Source organism: Nonomuraea marmarensis (assembly GCF_043197025.1).
Classification (GTDB): Bacteria; Actinomycetota; Actinomycetes; order Streptosporangiales; family Streptosporangiaceae; genus Nonomuraea; species Nonomuraea marmarensis.
On the sequence record NZ_JBICRM010000033.1, the window covers coordinates 25,491 to 42,560 of the forward strand.

Sequence of the window (17,070 nt, forward strand, 5' to 3'; positions counted from 1 at the left end):
CTCCTGCAACAGTCTTGGCCAGGGGAGAGTGGAGGGCCTCCCAAGAGGGATTCAACCAAGCAGCTGCGTGCGCGTCAGCGCTTGGAGACAAAAACGTGCGCGGCGACATCACGCGGAAGCTCCGCGGGAGTGTCGTTCGCGTCACCGTCACCTGTCACCCGCACACCGTCGTCGCTCGCCGCGAGCGTCACCTCGCGTCCGGGTTGTATCCCAACTTGCTTGAGTTTAAGCATCACAGCAGGATCGCTTTGCACTTGTTCGCTAATTCGACGCACCACGACGGGCACATCTCTCGGTCCTGCCAGGTCGGACATCGAGGTCAGCACGTTGGCGCCGCCCTCGGCCACCTCCTTGGCGCCCAGCTCGCCGAGCCCGGGGATGGGGTTGCCATGCGGGCAGACGGTGGGGTTGTCGAGCAGCGTCACCAGGCGCGACTCGACGGACTCCGACATGACGTGCTCCCAGCGGCACGCCTCGATGTGCACGTCTTCCCACGGAAGCCCGATCACCTGGGTCAGCAGGCATTCGGCGAGGCGGTGCTTGCGCATCACGCGGGTGGCCAGCGTGCGGCCCAGGTCGGTCATCGACAGGTGCCGGTCACCCTCGACTCGGACGAGGCCGTCGCGCTCCATGCGGGCGACGGTCTGGCTGACGGTGGGGCCGCTCTGTGCGAGGCGCTCTGCTATGCGGGCACGAAGGGGGACGATGCCCTCCTCTTCGAGCTCGAAAATAGTGCGGAGATACATCTCCGTCGTGTCGATCAGGCCGTGTGCGGTCAAGGCTCCTCCCAACTAAATGTTACGCCGGTCATGGCAGGGGCTGAGCCCATCCGCGGTGGGCACAGGAATCACAGAAACTCTATTGGGAGAACGACCGACGATGGTTAAGGACGGCAACAACGGTGCGGCCGAGTTCCTTCCCGACCGGCTCGACCTCGCGTCGCCGCGCAGCGCGGCGGCCTGCTGCCAGGGGTGCGGCCTCGCACGCAGACCATGTTCGGGGAGGGTCGTGGCCGACCGGCAGAGGCCCGTTCGCGGGTCTGGCGGGCGCATTTTGGAAGAGGCCGGGGGTCGAGCGGCCATAACGTATATCTAACGAACGCGGTCAAGAACTTCTCTTTCACTTTGCGCGGTAAGAGAAGGATCCGCCAGAAGCCGGCGGCCGCCTAGCGCGCTCTGTAGTTCCGGAAACCGGCCACCGACAGCCCGACGATCAGCACCGCGACGGCGCACGCGATGCCGCCGCCCACCCAGGCCCCGGTCAGCCCGAACACCGTCGCCGTGGCACCGGCCCGCAGGTCACCCAGGCGCGGCCCGCCCGCCACGACCACCATGAACGCCCCCTGCAGCCGCCCCCGCATCTCGTCGGGCGCGTACAACTGCAGGATCGACTGCCGCCACACCGACGAGATCACGTCCGCCAACCCTCCGACGGCCATGAACACCACGACGAGCCAGAGGTCGTGCGCGAACCCCGCGGCGGCCACGGCCACGCCCCAGACGGCGATGACGACGACGAGCGCGACCCCCTGCCGCGAGACGCGGCCGACCCAGCCGGAGAACAGCGCGCCGACGACGGAGCCGATGGCCATCGCGGAGGTCATCCAGCCGAGCGCGATCATCGAGCCGCCGAACCTCTCTGCCGTGAGCTCGGGGAAGAGCGCCCGCGGCAGGGCGAACATCATCGCGATGATGTCCACGACGAACGACATCAGCAGCACGGGGCTCCTGAGAATGAAGCTGAGCCCCTCGACCACCGCGCGGGCCCCCGGGCGCGTTACCTCGCCCAGCGGGGGCAGTGAGGGCAACTTGAGCGCCGCGTAGAGGCTCCCGGTGAACAGCAGGGCATCCACCGCGTACGCGCCCCCGAACCCGACGGAGGCCATCACGACCGCGCCGATCATCGGCCCCGCCACCGCGCCCATGCTGTACACCAGCGAGTTGAGCGCGTTGGCCGAGGGCACCAGCTCCGGCTCGAGGATCCTGGGGATGATCGCGCCCCTGGTGGGGCCGGTGATGGCGAAGCCGGTGGAGTTCACCGCGACCGCGGCGAAGATCAGGAAGAGGTTGCGCAGGTCGAGCAGCGCCTGTACGAGGATGAGCAGGGTGGCCGACCAGGCGATGAACGAGCCGACGATGAGCAGCTTGCGCCGGTCCACGGCGTCGGCGACCGCCCCGCCCCACAGGCCGAACACGATCAGCGGGATCAGGTTGGCCATGCCGAGCAGCCCGACCCAGAACGAGGAGTGGGTGAGCTCCCAGACCTGCTGGCCGACGGCGACGACGGTCACGCCGACGCCCAGTTGGGAGACGGCCTGCCCGAGCCAGATCCGCCGGTACTCGGGCACGCCGAGCGGCCTCGTATCTACCAGATGCCGCTTGACCAGCTCCCCGATTGTCACGTTAAGCGACTTTAAGGGGCCAGCCTCTCCAGGACCCAGCCGGGTCTCGTACGCCGGTAGCGGAGCCTGTCGTGCATCCGGTCGAGCTGCCCCTGCCAGAACTCCATCTCGATCGGTCTCACCCGGTAACCGCCCCAGAAGTCGGGCACCGGCGGATCCTCCGGCCAGCGCGCCGCCAGCTCCTCGTAGCGGGCGTCCAGCTCCTCCCTGGACCGCACGACGGCCGACTGCCGCGAGGCCCAGGCCCCGATGCGCGAGCCGTACGGGCGGGAGTTGAAGTACGCGGCCGACTCCTCGTGGGATATCCGGGTCACGGTGCCCTCGATGCGTACTTGGCGGCGGATCGGGTGCCAGGGGAACAGCAGTGACGCGCGGGCGTTCTCGGCCAGGTCGCGGCCCTTGCGGGACTCGTAGTTGGTGTAGAAGACGAATCCGCGTTCGTCGCAGCCCTTCAGCAGGACCGTCCTGGCGCTGGGGCGGCCGCCCGCGGAGGCGGTGGCCAGGACCATGGCGTTGGGTTCGGGCAGGCCGGCGTCGAGCGCGTCCTGGAACCAGGTGGTGAATTGCGCGATGGGGTCGGACGCGAGGTCTGATTCGAGCAGCGGCTCGCCCTCGTACGTACGGCGAAGCCCCGCCAGCGTGGGCGGGCGCGGGGTGGCATCCACGAGACGGTATTCTTGCGCGCTTGTGTGGTGGATCTCATGCAGGGCCCTCCACCAGCGGGTTTGGCCCAACGGCGGGTCCCACGACCGACCATGACCTGGTAAGGGGTTAAATTGACCCGCCGGTATCTCGACATCAAGGCATTGCATTGCCGAAACATGGCAAGAAAGGGAGGCGGCCGAGTATGTCCGACTTCAAACCCGGGCTCGAAGGCGTCGTAGCTTTCGAGACCGAGATCGCGGAACCGGACAAAGAAGGGGGCGCCCTGCGATACCGGGGCGTCGACATCGAAGAGCTGGTCGGCCGGGTCCCGTTCGGGGCGGTCTGGGGCCTGCTGGTCGACAACAAGTTCCAGCCGGGCCTGCCGCCGGCGGAGCCGTACCCCATCCCTGTCCACTCCGGTGACATCCGCGTAGACGTGCAGAGCGCGCTGGCCATGCTGGCTCCGGCCTATGGCTTCAGGCCCCTGCTCGACATCAGTGACCAGGAGGCCCGCGACCAGCTCGCCCGTGCCTCCGTGATGGCGCTCTCGTTCGTCGCGCAGTCCGCGCGCGGGCTCGGCCTGCCGATGGTGCCGCAGAGCCGGGTGGACGAGGCCAAGACCATCGTCGAACGTTTCATGATCCGCTGGCGCGGTTAGCCTGATCCCAAGCACGTCAAGGCCATCGACGCTTACTGGACCTCCGCGGCCGAGCACGGCATGAACGCCTCCACGTTCACCGCCCGCGTCATCGCCTCCACCGGCGCCGACGTGGCCGCCGCGCTCTCCGGCGCCGTGGGCGCCATGTCCGGTCCGCTGCACGGCGGCGCCCCCGCGCGGGTGCTGCACATGATCGAGGGCGTGGAGCAGCTCGGCGACGCCAAGAAGTACGTCCAGAGCGAGCTCGACAAGGGCAACCGGCTCATGGGCTTCGGCCACCGCGTCTACCGCGCCGAGGACCCGCGCGCACGCGTGCTCCGCCGTACCGCCAAGGAGCTCGACGCGCCCCGCTACGAGGTCGCGGCGGCGCTGGAGCAGGCCGCGCTGGAGGAGCTGCACGCGCGCAAGCCCGACCGGGTGCTCGCCACGAACGTGGAATACTGGGCGGCCGTGGTGCTCGACTTCGCCGAGGTGCCCTCCCACATGTTCACCTCGATGTTCACCTGCGCCCGCACAGCCGGCTGGGCCGCGCACATCCTGGAGCAGAAGCTGACCGGCAGGCTGGTCCGCCCGAGCGCGAACTACATCGGCCCGGCCTCGCGTCCCCTGAGCGACGTGCCCGGCGCCGCCGAGGTCGCCGGCATCATCTGACTCCGATCCGTCCGGCTGCCGCGCATCCGCCGCGGCAGCCGTTCGTTTCGTCTGGGACGCCTGCGCGGTGTCAGTTAGGCAGGTCGGTGCACCGATCGTCCTTCCGGGGCGGCTCGTTGGTGTCCAGCCGGCCGCAACGCACGACGGGCAGCGCGTAACCGAACTCCGACCGCGCCACCTTCATGATCGCGATCGCCTTGTCGGTGGGGGTGTGCCGCTCTGTGGCGTTGAAGTCCACCACCCCGCTGGATCCCGCCCACGACGAGCTCCCTGACGTGAGGGCCAGCCGGTAGAGGATGTCGCCGCGGCTGGGCAGCCGTTCGTCCTCCTGCCCGCCTGCCGTGCTGGCGGCCCGGTAGGCGGTGTTGGCGGCCCGGTAGACCACGTCAGCCGCGTCGTACGTGAGGATGAGGTTGTCGTCCGAGGCCTTCGCGAGGCCGCCGTTCTGCAGCTTGCTGACGAACGCGGTGGCCGAACCGCGCGGCCACAACGCCCGGTTGGCCAGCGCCATGAAGTGGACCTCGACCTGCTTCATGTTCGCGATCTCGTCGCCGTGGTCGCTCACCACCTTGACGACGTCGTCGCCCGCGATCACCTTCACCTCACCGCAGGCCTGGCCCTCGATCGACTTGAGGAAGGCACGGAACTCGGACGCGCGTCCCGCGTAGACGAGGACGTCCGGCTCGAGCTTGCACGCCTGCTCCGCGGCCGAGGAGATCCCGCCCTCGTCGACGGTGTACGGGATCCGGCCCGTGACCTCGACGCCCTCCTTCTTCAGCGCCGTCTCGAAGTCCTCGGCCAGGTTGTTGGTGTACTCGTCGGTCGGCGACCGGTCCTCGACGATGGCCGCGGAGGGGCTGTCATCGCCCTGGAGGAGGGTCTGCCGGGCGAATCGGGCGCCCAATGTCGCCTGGCGGATGTTCGTCGGACCCACGTGGAAGTAGTAGGGGGATGGATCGCCGGGGCCGTCGGGCTCGGCGGCGTTCTTGATGTAGCCGAGCGCGTCCGCGGTCGCGGTGCTCGCCACCATCGGGATCTTCGCCAGGTGCAGTTCGCCGATCGCCTCGCTGACGCCCGTCACGCTGCGCGGCAGGCCCACCACGCCCATGACGTGCGGGTCCTGCCCGGCCATCTCGGTGATGAGCTGGGCCGTCCTGCGACCATGGCCGAAGTTGTCGCCCGCGTTCGCGATCAGCACGCGTAACCGGGGAGTGCTCGAAACCGTCCGCTGGTACTCCTCGACCGCCGCGAGCTCGGAGATCGCGGCGGCGAGCCGGGTGTCGTCCGGCGCGGTCTTCCTGATCGAGAACTCGCCGAACAGGACCATGCCGACATACCGCCCGGAGTCCGTGGCGTAGACGTTGTTCGCGTCGATCTTCTTGATCAGCTGCTTCACCTCGCCGTCGAACAGGTCGTCAGGCGTGGCCCGGGTCGCGTTGACGATGCCGACGCACTCGCTCCCGATCCGCTCGGCCCAGGGCAGGCCACCGCAGTGTCCGTCCCTGTCCCGCTGGATCCAGTAGACCAGCGCGAGCGGGACGACCAGCAGCAGCGCCATCGCCGCCCAGTAGCCCTTGGCCCGCGCGCGGCGCGGCGACGACGTGTCGCCCGGCGGGTCCGGGGGCAGGTCCGTGGCCTCGATGGTCAATCGCAGATCGGGCACGCCCAGCCGAGCCGTGGTCCGCCACTGCCGTACCGTCTTCTCGAGATCGCCCAGATCCGCCGGTCTCGCCTGCGGCGCGGGCGTGCCGTCCGGCACGGCCGCCAGCACGACCATCGGGGCGAACAGCCCGGTCTTCTTGGTGATCTCCTCCATCAACCGCAGGAACCGCGCGTTGGGCCTGGCCGGATCGCCGGCCTGGAGGACCAGGAGGCAATGTTGCCCCCTGCCCCAGCTCGGCCACGGAATGATCCACTTCTTGTACGCCTCGTGCAGGTCCTGCATCAACGCGTGGACCAGCAACTCCTCGATCTCCTCGTCGCCCGCGGCCGCCAGGCGCAGGGCGTATTGCGGCAGCCGCTCGAAACGTCTCCTCTTCAGGTCCGGCTTCTGGGCGAACCAGCCGGTGAAGAGCGATCCCCGGATCGACAACATGCCCTGCGCCGCGGTGCCCGCCAGCGCCACCAGAGCGCCGAGCAGCCACGGAATGACTCCGACGAGGTCGGAGGCGCCGCCGGCCCACCAGACGGCCAGGGTGCCGACCGGCACCCAGGTCGTGGCGGCCCGTGCCAGGAAGTCGGCCGACGTCTTGACATCGCCGTCGCCGCCGCTCTTGCCCCTCCGCCATTCCTTGAGGCGCTTCTTGAACGCCTGGTAGTCCGTGTGCGACTGCGGATCGGGCGGCCAGTCGGCGGCGCCCTCCGGCTTCTCCCTCGCCCACAACACGAACTGGGCGAGCGGGAAGCGCGGCGGCGGCAGGAGCGACCCGCCCACCGGCTTGCCCAGCCGGCCCTGCTCACCCGCCAGCGACTTCACCAGGCCCAGGACCGACTCGTGCTCGCGATCCGTGACCCGGGCATAGGGCACGGTGTTCTCGAACGGCTTGGCCAGCCGATCGACCGCGGCGAGCGCCTGCGGGCCGGTCATCAGCACGATGGGCAGCGGCGGATCCGCGCGCCAGAACGCGGGCCGGCGGATCAACACCTCGATGACGCCTCGCAGATCGGCCACCTGGACGCTCCTCCAGCCGCGATCAAGGGAAGTGGTTCATCATGTCTCAGGAGCCGGACCGCGTTCAAGCCATCGCACACGCCTCGGTAGGCTCCATTACGTGGCTGACATCGTGATTCCCGCTGACATCAAGCCCGCCGACGGCCGATTCGGTTGCGGGCCCTCGAAGGTGCGCACCGAGCAACTGGCCGCGCTCGCCGCCTCCGGCGCGAGCCTCATGGGCACCTCCCACCGCCAGAAGCCGGTCAAGAACCTGGTCGGCCGCGTACGCTCCGGGCTCGCCGACCTGTTCTCGCTGCCCGAGGGCTACCAGGTCGTGCTGGGCAACGGCGGCACCACCGCGTTCTGGGACATCGCCGCCTTCGGGCTCATCCGCAACCGGTCGCAGCACCTGTCGTTCGGCGAGTTCTCCTCGAAGTTCGCCGCGGTCACCAAGAAGGCGCCGTGGCTGGGCGAGCCGAGCGTCATCAAGTCCGAGGTCGGCACGCACCCCGCGGCCGTCGCGGAGGACGGCGTGGACGCCTACGCGCTCACCCACAACGAGACCTCGACCGGCGTCGCCATGCCCATCAAGCGCGTGGGCGGCGACGACTCGCTGGTCCTCGTGGACGCCACCTCGGGCGCCGGCGGCCTGCCCGTCGACCTCACCGAGACCGACGTCTACTACTTCGCGCCGCAGAAGAGCTTCGCCTCCGACGGCGGCCTGTGGATCGCGATCATGTCGCCGCGCGCCCTGGCCAGGGTCGAGGAGATCGCCGCGACCGGCCGCTACGTGCCCGAGTTCTTCAGCCTGCCGGTCGCTATCGACAACTCCGGCAAGGACCAGACCTACAACACGCCGGCCGTCGCGACGTTGTTCCTGCTGGCCGACCAGCTCGACTGGATGAACTCACAGGGCGGCCTGGCCTGGACCACCGCCCGCACGGCCGACTCCAGCCAGCGCCTCTACACCTGGGCCGACAAGTCCGCCTATACCACGCCGTTCGCCGCTCCCGAGTTCCGCTCGCAGGTGGTCGGCACGATCGACTTCTCCGACGAGGTGGACGCCGCCGAGGTGGCCAAGGTGCTGCGCGCCAACGGCATCGTCGACACCGAGCCCTACCGCAAGCTGGGCCGCAACCAGCTGCGCATCGCGATGTTCCCGGCCATCGACCCGGCCGACGTCGAGGCGCTGACGGTCTGCGTCGACTACGTGGTCGAGCGCCTCTGACCCGTCCTGCGCGACAGCTCTTTCAACAGGGCGAGCGCGTCCTCCTCCTCGACGCTCTGCGCGAACCTCGCCAGCACCGGCAGCCTGTCGGTGCTGGCCGCCAGCGCCTCGAGCATGAGACTGGTGACGTGCTCGTCCCTTGACCTCACCGCCGCGTAGCGGAACGCGTTGCGGTACGGCGTGCGTACCAGCAGCCCTTTCTTGACGAGCCGCTCGGCCACGGTCTGCACCGTGGTGTAGGCGAGCTCGCGGTCCTCGTTGAGCTTGCCCAGGAGCTCCCTGACGCGCATCGGTTTCCCGGCATCCCACAACACGTCCATGATCGCGTGTTCCAGGGCTCCCAGGTTCGCCAACTCTTCACCTTCAGTACAGGCCGGGGGTGGTACGGGCGGCGGGCAGCTCGCGCTTGCGGCGCAACACCCAGCCGGCCACGACGCCGCCGATGAGCCCGAACAGGTGCCCCTGCCACGAGATGCCGTCCTGGTTGGGCAGCAGGCCCGCCAGGATCCCCCAGTAGACGAAGCCCACGACCACGGCGATGGCGATGTCGAGGAGGCGGCGGTCGAACAGGCCGCGCGCCAGGATATAGCCGAAGTAGCCGAAGACCAGGCCGCTCGCCCCGACCGTGTAGACCTCCGGGCTGGTCAGCCAGGTGCCCAGGCCGCCGATGAGGATGATCAGCACGCTGGCCCAGAGGAACTTGCGCAGGTCGCGCAGCCCGGCCAGGAAGCCGAGGATCAGCAGAGGCAGCGAGTTGGCCATGAGGTGACCGAACCCGACATGCAGGAACGGCGCGAACAGGATGCCGATCAGCCCGTCCGGCTCCCAGCCGATGATGCCGAACTCCCTGTCGAGCGAGCCGTTGAGAAAGAAGTCGACGCCCTCGACCGCCCACATCACGGCGAGCATGCCGACCACGATGATGAACGAGCTCAGCGCACCGGATAGGAGAGCTCCGGCGCCGCGTTTGGCCGACTCGAATCTGGAACCCGAATGGTCGCTCATGCGCTCTCCCGGTACGTCCGTCACCTCCTTTTTACCGTACGCAGGCAGAGCTATGCGCGCGCTAAAGAAGCCCCTCCCGTTTCCAGGGGGAAGCGGGAGGGACCGGTCACTCGCCCTTCCATCGGGGCGCGCGCTTCTCGGCGAAGGCCGCGGCGCCCTCCATGGCGTCCTTCGAGCCGAACACCGGGGTGATGATCGCGCTCTGCCTGCCGAACATCTCCTCACGCGACCAGTCCTGCGACTCGATGATCACCTGCTTGGTCGCGGCGAGTGCCAGCGGGGCGTTGGCGGCGATCTTGCGAGCCAGTTCGAGCGCTCCTTCCAGCGCCTGGCCCGGCTCGGTGATCCGGTTGACCAGGCCGAGCTCGTACAGGCGGGAGGCCGGGAAGTGGTCGCCGGTCAGCGCGATCTCCATGGCCACGTGGTACGGGATCCGGCGCGGCAGCCGCATGATGCCACCCGCGCCCGCCACCAGCCCGCGCCTGGGCTCGGGCAGCCCGAACGTGGACTCCGACGACGCCACGATGATGTCGCACGACAACACCAGCTCGAACCCGCCCGCCAGCGCGTAGCCCTCCACGGCGGCCACCAGCGGCTTCTTCGGCGGCGACTCGGCCAGCCCGCCGAACCCGCGCCCCTCGACCACGGGGAAGTCCCCGGCCAGGAACCCCTTGAGATCCATCCCCGCGCAGAAGGTCCCCCCAGCGCCGGTCAGAACATAAGCCGAAATATCAGGACGAGCATCCAGCCCATCCAGCGCATCAGCGATCCCCCGCGCCACCGCCCCATTGACGGCGTTACGCGCCTTGGGGCGATTGATCGTGATAACGGCAACGTTCCCGAACTCCTCGACAAGCACTTCGTCAGCCACAACAACCCTTTCAGGTCGGATCCGCAGGTGTCCCCCACGGGGTTGTGATGGGGGTATGCGGGGGCGGGCCCCCGCATGATTGTGATCGGGGGTGCGGGGGCGGGCCCCCGCAAGATTGTGATCGGGGGTGCGGGGGCGGGCCCCCGCAAGATTGTGATCGGGGGTGCGGGGGGCCTGTCCCCCCGCAAGGATCGGGGGGGTCGCGGGGGGCCGTCCCCCCGCGGGTCATTTGGGCTGGAAGCGGATGCCGCCGTCGAACCGGATGACCTCGGCGTTCATGTAGTCGTTCTCGATCAGGGACCGCACCAGGTGCGCGAACTCGTCGGCCCGCCCCATGCGCTTGGGGAACACCACCGGCGCCACCAGCTTGGCCTTGAACTCGTCCGCGTTGGCGGAGAAGCCGTAGATCGGGGTGTCGATGATGCCGGGGCAGATCGTGTTCACGCGTACGCCGATCGCGGACAGGTCGCGCGCCGCGGGCACCGTCATGCCCACGATGCCCCCCTTCGAGGCCGAGTACGCCAGCTGCCCGGTCTGCCCCTCCAGGGCGGCCACGGAGGCGGTGTTGATCACCACGCCGCGCTGCCCGTCGGCGTCGGCCGGCTCGGTCTTGGCGATCGCGGCCGCGCCGATGCGCATGAGGTTGAACGTGCCGATCAGGTTGACCTCGATGACCTTGCGGTAGGAGGCCGCGTTGTGCGGGTTGCCGTCGCGGTTGACCGTGCGCTCGGCCCAGCCGATGCCGGCGCTGTTGACCACCACGCGCAACGGCTTGCCGGTGGCCACGGCGGCGTCCACGGCAGCCTGCACCTGCTCGTCGTCCGACACGTCCGTCCTGGCGAAGACCCCGCCGATCTCGTCGGCCACGGCCTTGCCGCGCTCCTCGTTGAGGTCGGCGACGACCACCGTGGCGCCGGCCCGCGCCAGCTCGCGGGCCGTGGCCTCGCCGAGCCCGCTGGCGCCGCCGGAGATGATTGCTGCAGATCCGTTCACGTCCATATCCCGGACCCTAACCGCCTACCGAATGAAGTTCTACTCGGGGGTGGTTAAATCTCCCCCACGGCGCTGTCGACGTCGGAGTACACCTTGATCCGACGGTCAAGCCCCGTCGTGCGGAGGATGCGCGCCACCGGCGCCTGCGGCGCCGCCAGGCACACGCCGCCGCCCTCCCCCGTCGCCAGCCGCCAGGCTTCGATCAGCACCGACAGGCCGCTGGAGTCCATGAACGACAGTTGCTGCAGGTCGAGCACGAGTCTGGCGCCGTCCTGCTTGATCGCGTCCCGCACCTCGTCACGCAGAAACGGTGCGGTGAACAGGTCAAGCTCTCCCTCAACGGCCACCACCACGGCGTCACCCAGGGCGTGTCGCGCAAGCCGCAGCTTCATTTGGCCCCTCCTCGATGAGCCACTGTACTTCGACATCCCCGGCAACCGGGCATGCACAAACTACGAAGAGTCGGATGCTTGAGGACAGGGCAGTCGTAACCAGCCCTCACACCGCGGGAATGGCGAAGCCGTACGGGAGCTCCAGCCGGTGGGTGGCCAGCAACGGGGCGTCGGCGAGCAGCTCCCGAGTGGGGCCGTCCGCGGCGATCACGCCGTCGGAGAGGATGAGCGAGCGCTCGCACAATTCCAGCGCGTACGGGAGATCGTGCGTCACCATGAGCACCGTCACATCCAGGGAGCGCAGGATCTCGGCCAGCTCCCTGCGGGCGGCGGGGTCCAGGTTGGACGAGGGCTCGTCGAGCACCAGGACCTCGGGCGCCATCGCCAGCACCGTCGCCACCGCCACCCTGCGCCGCTGCCCGAACGACAGATGGTGCGGCGGCCGGTCCGCGGCGTCCAGCATGCCGACCCGCTCCAGCGCGTTCTTGACCACGCGGTCCAGGTCCTCGCCCCGCAACCCCGCGTTGGCCGGGCCGAACGCCACGTCGTCCCTGACCGTGGGCATGAACAACTGGTCGTCGGGATCCTGGAACACCAGGCCGACGCGCTGCCTGACCTCCTTGAGCGTGTCCTTGCGCACCGGGGTGCCGGCCACGGTGACACTCCCGTGCCCGGCGGTGAGTATGCCGTTGAGGTGCATGACGAGGGTGGTCTTGCCGGCGCCGTTCGGGCCGAGCAGGGCCACCCGCTCGCCGCGGGCGATCGACAGGTCCACGCCGAACAGCGCCTGCGTGCCGTCGGGGTAGGCGTAGGCGAGCTGCCTGACGTCCAGAGAGTTCGTCACAGGGAGAGTCCCAACACTGCGAGGGCCGCCACGGGCAGGGCGAGGGCGGCGCCCCATTCTTGTACGGATGCCGAAATATCCCGAATTATCGGCATTTGACCGGAATATCCCCGACTCAGCATGGCCAGATGCACCCGCTCGCCCCGCTCGTACGACCGGATGAACAGCGCCCCCGCGGACCGCGCGATCACCGGGACCTGCCGGAAGTTCCGTGCCTCGAACCCGCGAGACTCCCGAGCCACCCGCATCCGCCGCATCTCATCCATGATCACGTCCAGGTATCTCAGCATGAACATGGCGATCTGCACCAGCAGGCTCGGCAGCCTGAGCCGCTGCGCCCCGATCAGGATGACCCGCGGCTCGGTGGTGGCCGCCAGCAGGATCGAGGCGATCACCCCCAGCGTGGCCTTGGCCAGGATGTTCCAGGCCGCCCAGAGCCCCGGCACGCTCAGCGAGAGCCCCAGCACCGTGGTCCGCTCCCCCAGCCCGATGACCGGGATGAGGAACGCGAACAACACGAAGGGCACCTCGATCACCATCCGCCGCAGGACGTACGTGAGCGGCACCTTCGCGGCCAGTGCGACCACGCCCAGGAGAACGGCATAGGCCGCGAAGGCCCAGAACCGCTCGCGCGGCGTGGCCACCACCACGATGGCGAAGGCGAAGACGGCCAATAGCTTGCACTGCGGCGGCAACCGGTGCACGACCGAGCCGCCCGGCAGATAGAGCTGGTGATGATGCCCAGCGCCCACGTATCACACCTTGATCTTGTTACGACCGCGCGCGGCGTAGGCCAGCACCCCGGCGATGAGCAGCACGAGCCCGACACCGACGATCCCGGCCACGCCGACGGGGATCCCGCCGACATCACCGTAGTCGGCCAGCGCCCACCCGCCGAACAGGTGGTCGACCTTCTGGTCGAGGAAGCCCTTGTTCTCGGCCACCGCCTCCAGCCCGTCGGGGGACGAGGAGGCGAAGAACGACACGATCCCGGCCAGCACCAGCGTCACGCCGATGCCGCCGAGCAGGAACGGCCTGAGCCTGCCGGGCGCCGCCACCGGCTCCTCCTGGCCGACGGTCGTGCCCTCGCCCGCTGCGCCGCGCAGTACCAGCGGCTTGGCCAGGCCGCGGGCGCCGTACACGAGGTCGGGACGCACGGCCAGCACCGAGCCGACGGTCACCGCCGTGATCACGGCCTCGCCGATCCCGATCAGCACGTGCACGCCGCCCATCGCGGCCGCGACCGCGGACACCTCGATCGGCGCGGTCCCCCCGATCCAGAAGAACAACGAGAACACCATCGCGGCGGCGGGCACCGAGATCAGCGCGGCCAGGAACGCCGCCGCGGTGACGCCACCCTTACCCCTGGCCAGCCTCGTGACCAGCCGGAAGACCCCCCAGCCGACCAGCACGGTGACGATGCCCATGATCGTGATGTTGATGCCCAGCGCCGTCAGCCCGCCATCGGCGAAGAACACGCCCTGCACCAGCAGGACCACGGCCATGCACAACACGCCCGTATACGGCCCGACGAGTATCGCGGCCAGCGCGCCGCCCAGCAGGTGGCCGCTGGTTCCCGCGGCGACGGGGAAGTTGAGCATCTGGACGGCGAAGATGAACGCCGCGACGAGCCCGGCCATGGGCGCGGTCCGGTCGTCGAGCTCGCGCCGCGCCCCGCGCAGGCAGACCGCCACCCCGGCGGCCGCGACGACTCCGGCTGAGACGGACGTGGCCGCATTGAAGAAGCCATCGGGTACGTGCACGGCAATGCCCTCCAGAAGTATCCAAACGCCCTTACTTTAGGACATCGTCTTGCACCTGCACATAGATGGCAATTACCTCATGATCCTTCTCAGGATCGTCCTGGCCGTCAACCGCCGTACCACCGCGCTCAGCCGCCCCTTCCCCGAGGTCGCGTACGGCCGCACGCTCCGCAGCAGGGCGGCCCCCCACCATTTGCGCGGCATGGCGACCGTCTTCGCGTCGGTCTCGATCCTGAACCGCGCGGGCGGCCCGCCCAGCCCCAGCTCCAGATAGGCGTCCCAGATGCCGGGCGGGAAGCCCGCCACGGCCGACCTCGCCGCGAACCCGCCCCCGGGCAACGCCAGCACCCGCTCGGCCCGCTCGCGGCCGGTACGCCGCTCGCGCCAGACGATCCGCCTGATCGCCGAGGCCGCGGGCGTGCTGCCGACGACCTCGATCTCCCCGTCGACGAGCAGCCGGTGCCCCAGCGCCCACCTGGTCCTGATCAGCCTGACCGAGCCGGGCACCGCGACCACGTGCCCGCCGACGTCGATGCTCAGATTGCCGTTGTCCCTGGTGAAGTACGGCAGGCTCACGACGCCGCCGATCAGCCTGGGCGGCGGCCGGGTGACCCCGCTGTCGCGGTCCGCGCCGAGCCTGCCGAACCGCACCACGCCCTCGATCTCGACCGCGACCCGCAGGTCCCAGATCCCGGAGTCGAGCGCGGCCACGTCCACCCGCGCGGTGAACTCGCCGCCCTTCCGCTCGGCCGCGATGACCAGCTCGGTCGACGGGTCGTGCCGCCGGCGCAGCACCACGGCCACGCCGTCGTCCCTGGTGATGCCGTCGAGCCGGGCGGCGCCCGTCACCACCAGGTGGTCACCCTCCCAGCGCAGCCCGGTCAGCCTGCGCCGCACGGTGGCGTTCTCGATGCGGGCCAGGCGCACGAGCCGTTCGATGTCGTCCAGCGCGGTCGCCCGCTGCCTGTCGATGCTGTTGAGCCGCTCGTGCACGCCGGGGGTGTACCACTCGTCGCACAGCGCCGCCACCTCCCGCGCGATGTCCTTGCGCCGCACGTCGTCGCTCTCCAGGAACACGGTCCCGAGCTGGGCGAACGCGTCCAGCCTGAAGTGCCTGCGCAGCAGGTGGTCGCGCAGCGGGCCCGGCTCGACGTGCCGGGTCATGAGCCGGATCGGCCCCCGGATCATGGCCAGCCAGGCGAGCGGGTCCCTGCTGCCGGCCTGCTGCATGATGCTGCTGCCGTCCGGCCTGGAGACCAGGTGGTAGCAGTCGTAGTCGGCCACCACGGAGATCGCCTCGGCGTGGCAATAGGCGTGCACGGTGAACAGCAGGTCCTCGCCGACCAGCAGCCCTTCGCCGAACCTGATGCGGTGGCGTTCGAGCAGCTCTCTCCTGAACAGCTTGAAGCAGCTCAGGCTGTTGTAGACGGTGCTGTCGCCGAGCTCCACCCGGTCGGCGCTGTGCTGGAACATCGACAGCGGCGCCCGCCTGCCGTGCCCCACGATCTTGCCGAGGACGATGTCGGAGCCGTTCCTGTCGGCCATGGCGACCATACGTTCGAGCGCCTCGGGGCCGAGGTAGTCGTCGGCGTCGCAGAAGAACACGTAGCGGCCGGTGGCGTGTTCGATGCCGACGTTGCGCGGCCGTCCCGCGCCGCCGCTGTTGTCGATGTGGATCACTTTGACGCAGGCCGGGTGGTAGGCGGCGTACAGGTCGAGGAGTTCGCCGCTGCCGTCCGTGGAGCCGTCGTCCACGACGACGATCTCCTTCTTCACCCGCTGCACGAGCGCCGCGGTCAGACATCTGTCCAGATAGGTACGGCAGTTGTGCGCGGGGATGACGACGCTGACGTCAACCCCATCGTCATCGTTCCCCGTAGCCTCCGACATCGCCACCACCGCCACCACTTCAGAGTCACGCTGCGCTGTCATCCAGTTTCAGTATGTGACGAGCAGCCGTCCTCGTGGGGCCTATCGGAGGTGTTCATCCCCGGCTTTTGCTATCACCGGAGATTCATCGCATTTCGCTAATAAGCCACGTTCAGGCCGCCAAATACCACATTTAGCTCGCGCAGAATGACCTTCAGGGACGAGGATTTCCCTCCCGGGCATAGAAACCTCTCCACCGGGAGCATTGAGCTACTCCCCGCCGTTCCAGGTGATCCTCTCGGGAGGGTTGCGCGTCTACAGTTAGGCAACCTTGCCCCGGGAGGTGGCGTGAAATGGGATCGGATCTCCGCAGGCGGGCGGCCAACGGCTCGGCCGTGCACTCCGCCGAGTTCATCGTCTCCTCGGCTCGACTGGGAGAGCTGTACGAATGCTCGGCCCTGCTCCGCCGTACCAGGATGCGGGCGGAAGAGATCGTGGACGAGGCCCGCATGTTGCTGGCCGAGGCCGAGCGGGGCGGAGACGCCGACCACATCCTGAACGTGCGCACCCAGCTCGAACAGGCGCGCATCGCGTACTGCAAGGTGCTGAACGCGTACGTGACGCTCTGCCGCAAGATCAACGAGGAGCGGCAGGCCATCCTGCAGGCGCAACTGGAACAGGACCGCCGTTCGGGGTTGTCAGGAGTGGCCTGACGAGATAATGTCAGGCCATGCCTGACTGGAAAGACAAGGTTCGCTGTTCCTTCTGCCACAAGAAGAGCACGGAAGTGAACAAAATGATTGCCGGTCCCGGTGTGCACATTTGCGACCAGTGCATCGGGCTGTGCAGTGAAATCCTCGAAGAGGAACGGCTCGCCGCCTCCACCGAGCCCCGGCTCCCCACGTGGGAGGCCATGACCGAGCAGCAAATTCTCGACCATCTCCCCAAAATCGCCGCCGTGCAGGCGCAAGTCGACGACAACCTGCACGACTGGGTGGGGCACCTGCGCGGCAGGGACGTCAGCTGGGAACGCATCGGCGCCTCACTCAATATGACGCGGCAATCCGCGTGGGAACGTTTCAAGAGTGAGAAATAGC

16 protein-coding genes and 1 pseudogene are annotated in these 17,070 nt (G+C 68.9%); 4 read left to right on the forward strand and 13 right to left on the reverse strand.

Translation table 11 applies throughout. The annotated features are described in order from the left end of the window. Positions 1–74: 74 nt before the first annotated feature. The 3 genes from ACFLIM_RS38240 to pdxH all read right to left on the reverse strand — a co-directional run bounded on the left by ACFLIM_RS38240 (position 75) and on the right by pdxH (position 3,066). Entirely contained in the window at positions 75–779 is a 705-nt protein-coding gene (locus ACFLIM_RS38240) for a metal-dependent transcriptional regulator (RefSeq protein ID WP_393173437.1), read from the reverse strand. A 386-nt stretch (positions 780–1,165) separates the two neighbouring features. Then, positions 1,166–2,401: an MFS transporter gene (locus ACFLIM_RS38245; RefSeq protein WP_393173439.1), complete on the reverse strand. Its 1,236-nt coding sequence runs from the start codon at positions 2,399–2,401 to the stop codon at positions 1,166–1,168. An 11-nt stretch (positions 2,402–2,412) separates the two neighbouring features. Beyond that, entirely contained in the window at positions 2,413–3,066 is a 654-nt protein-coding gene (pdxH, locus tag ACFLIM_RS38250; protein ID WP_393173441.1) for a pyridoxamine 5'-phosphate oxidase, read from the reverse strand. 182 nt (positions 3,067–3,248) lie between these two features. On the opposite strand from pdxH, the pseudogene ACFLIM_RS38255 reads away from it, so the two are divergent. Next, positions 3,249–4,355, forward strand: a pseudogene (locus ACFLIM_RS38255) (citrate synthase 2). Positions 4,356–4,425: 70 nt separating this feature from the next. Here the strand turns inward: ACFLIM_RS38255 and ACFLIM_RS38260 are convergent. After that, positions 4,426–7,026 (reverse strand): ABC transporter substrate-binding protein, encoded by a 2,601-nt coding sequence (locus tag ACFLIM_RS38260; protein WP_393173443.1) that lies wholly within the window; start codon positions 7,024–7,026, stop codon positions 4,426–4,428. A gap of 100 nt (positions 7,027–7,126) precedes the next feature. Here ACFLIM_RS38260 and serC point away from each other — a divergent pair, with 100 nt between their 5' ends. Further along, entirely contained in the window at positions 7,127–8,236 is a 1,110-nt protein-coding gene (serC, locus tag ACFLIM_RS38265; protein WP_393173445.1) for a phosphoserine transaminase, read from the forward strand. On the opposite strand, the gene ACFLIM_RS38270 is transcribed toward serC, so the two are convergent. The 9 genes from ACFLIM_RS38270 to ACFLIM_RS38310 all read right to left on the reverse strand — a co-directional run bounded on the left by ACFLIM_RS38270 (position 8,215) and on the right by ACFLIM_RS38310 (position 16,036). Next, positions 8,215–8,589 (reverse strand): BlaI/MecI/CopY family transcriptional regulator, encoded by a 375-nt coding sequence (locus ACFLIM_RS38270; protein WP_393173447.1) that lies wholly within the window; start codon positions 8,587–8,589, stop codon positions 8,215–8,217. The genes serC and ACFLIM_RS38270 overlap by 22 nt on opposite strands. Positions 8,590–8,599: 10 nt before the next feature. Further along, the gene (locus ACFLIM_RS38275) at positions 8,600–9,241 is read right to left on the reverse strand and encodes a rhomboid family intramembrane serine protease (RefSeq protein ID WP_393173449.1); all 642 of its coding nucleotides are present in this window, start codon (positions 9,239–9,241) and stop codon (positions 8,600–8,602) included. A 106-nt stretch (positions 9,242–9,347) separates the two neighbouring features. Further along, positions 9,348–10,112 carry a crotonase/enoyl-CoA hydratase family protein gene (locus tag ACFLIM_RS38280; protein ID WP_393173451.1) on the reverse strand — a complete coding sequence of 255 codons (765 nt, stop codon included), beginning with the start codon at positions 10,110–10,112 and terminating at the stop codon, positions 9,348–9,350. A 225-nt stretch (positions 10,113–10,337) separates the two neighbouring features. Continuing rightward, entirely contained in the window at positions 10,338–11,111 is a 774-nt protein-coding gene (locus tag ACFLIM_RS38285) for an SDR family NAD(P)-dependent oxidoreductase (RefSeq protein ID WP_393173453.1), read from the reverse strand. 47 nt (positions 11,112–11,158) lie between these two features. After that, positions 11,159–11,497, reverse strand: coding sequence for an anti-sigma factor antagonist (locus ACFLIM_RS38290; RefSeq protein WP_393173455.1), 339 nt, complete (start codon positions 11,495–11,497; stop codon positions 11,159–11,161). Between the two features lie 106 nt (positions 11,498–11,603). Continuing rightward, positions 11,604–12,341: an energy-coupling factor ABC transporter ATP-binding protein gene (locus ACFLIM_RS38295; RefSeq protein ID WP_393173457.1), complete on the reverse strand. Its 738-nt coding sequence runs from the start codon at positions 12,339–12,341 to the stop codon at positions 11,604–11,606. Next, the gene (gene cbiQ, locus ACFLIM_RS38300) at positions 12,338–13,093 is read right to left on the reverse strand and encodes a cobalt ECF transporter T component CbiQ (RefSeq protein WP_393173459.1); all 756 of its coding nucleotides are present in this window, start codon (positions 13,091–13,093) and stop codon (positions 12,338–12,340) included. The genes ACFLIM_RS38295 and cbiQ overlap by 4 nt, the downstream gene beginning before the upstream one ends. A 3-nt stretch (positions 13,094–13,096) precedes the next feature. Further along, on the reverse strand, positions 13,097–14,104 hold the full coding sequence (locus ACFLIM_RS38305; RefSeq protein ID WP_393173461.1) for an energy-coupling factor ABC transporter permease: 1,008 nt from the start codon (positions 14,102–14,104) through the stop codon (positions 13,097–13,099). A gap of 72 nt (positions 14,105–14,176) precedes the next feature. Beyond that, the gene (locus ACFLIM_RS38310) at positions 14,177–16,036 is read right to left on the reverse strand and encodes a glycosyltransferase family 2 protein (RefSeq protein WP_393173463.1); all 1,860 of its coding nucleotides are present in this window, start codon (positions 16,034–16,036) and stop codon (positions 14,177–14,179) included. A 290-nt stretch (positions 16,037–16,326) separates the two neighbouring features. Here ACFLIM_RS38310 and ACFLIM_RS38315 point away from each other — a divergent pair, with 290 nt between their 5' ends. Both ACFLIM_RS38315 and ACFLIM_RS38320 read left to right on the forward strand, forming a co-directional pair. Further along, on the forward strand, positions 16,327–16,686 hold the full coding sequence (locus tag ACFLIM_RS38315; protein ID WP_393173465.1) for a hypothetical protein: 360 nt from the start codon (positions 16,327–16,329) through the stop codon (positions 16,684–16,686). A gap of 17 nt (positions 16,687–16,703) precedes the next feature. After that, positions 16,704–17,069, forward strand: coding sequence for a ClpX C4-type zinc finger protein (locus ACFLIM_RS38320; protein WP_393173467.1), 366 nt, complete (start codon positions 16,704–16,706; stop codon positions 17,067–17,069). The last annotated feature ends 1 nt before the right edge of the window (position 17,070 follow it).

Bases quoted from the DNA above. Each gene is read 5' to 3' on its own strand.
- ACFLIM_RS38320 (WP_393173467.1), top strand. From the start codon at position 16,704: ATGCCTGACTGGAAAGACAAGGTTCGCTGTTCCTTCTGCCACAAGAAG.
- ACFLIM_RS38310 (WP_393173463.1), bottom strand. From the start codon at position 16,036: ATGACAGCGCAGCGTGACTCTGAAGTGGTGGCGGTGGTGGCGATGTCG.
- ACFLIM_RS38290 (WP_393173455.1), bottom strand. From the start codon at position 11,497: ATGAAGCTGCGGCTTGCGCGACACGCCCTGGGTGACGCCGTGGTGGTG.
- ACFLIM_RS38275 (WP_393173449.1), bottom strand. From the start codon at position 9,241: ATGAGCGACCATTCGGGTTCCAGATTCGAGTCGGCCAAACGCGGCGCC.
- ACFLIM_RS38285 (WP_393173453.1), bottom strand. From the start codon at position 11,111: ATGGACGTGAACGGATCTGCAGCAATCATCTCCGGCGGCGCCAGCGGG.
- ACFLIM_RS38315 (WP_393173465.1), top strand. From the start codon at position 16,327: ATGGGATCGGATCTCCGCAGGCGGGCGGCCAACGGCTCGGCCGTGCAC.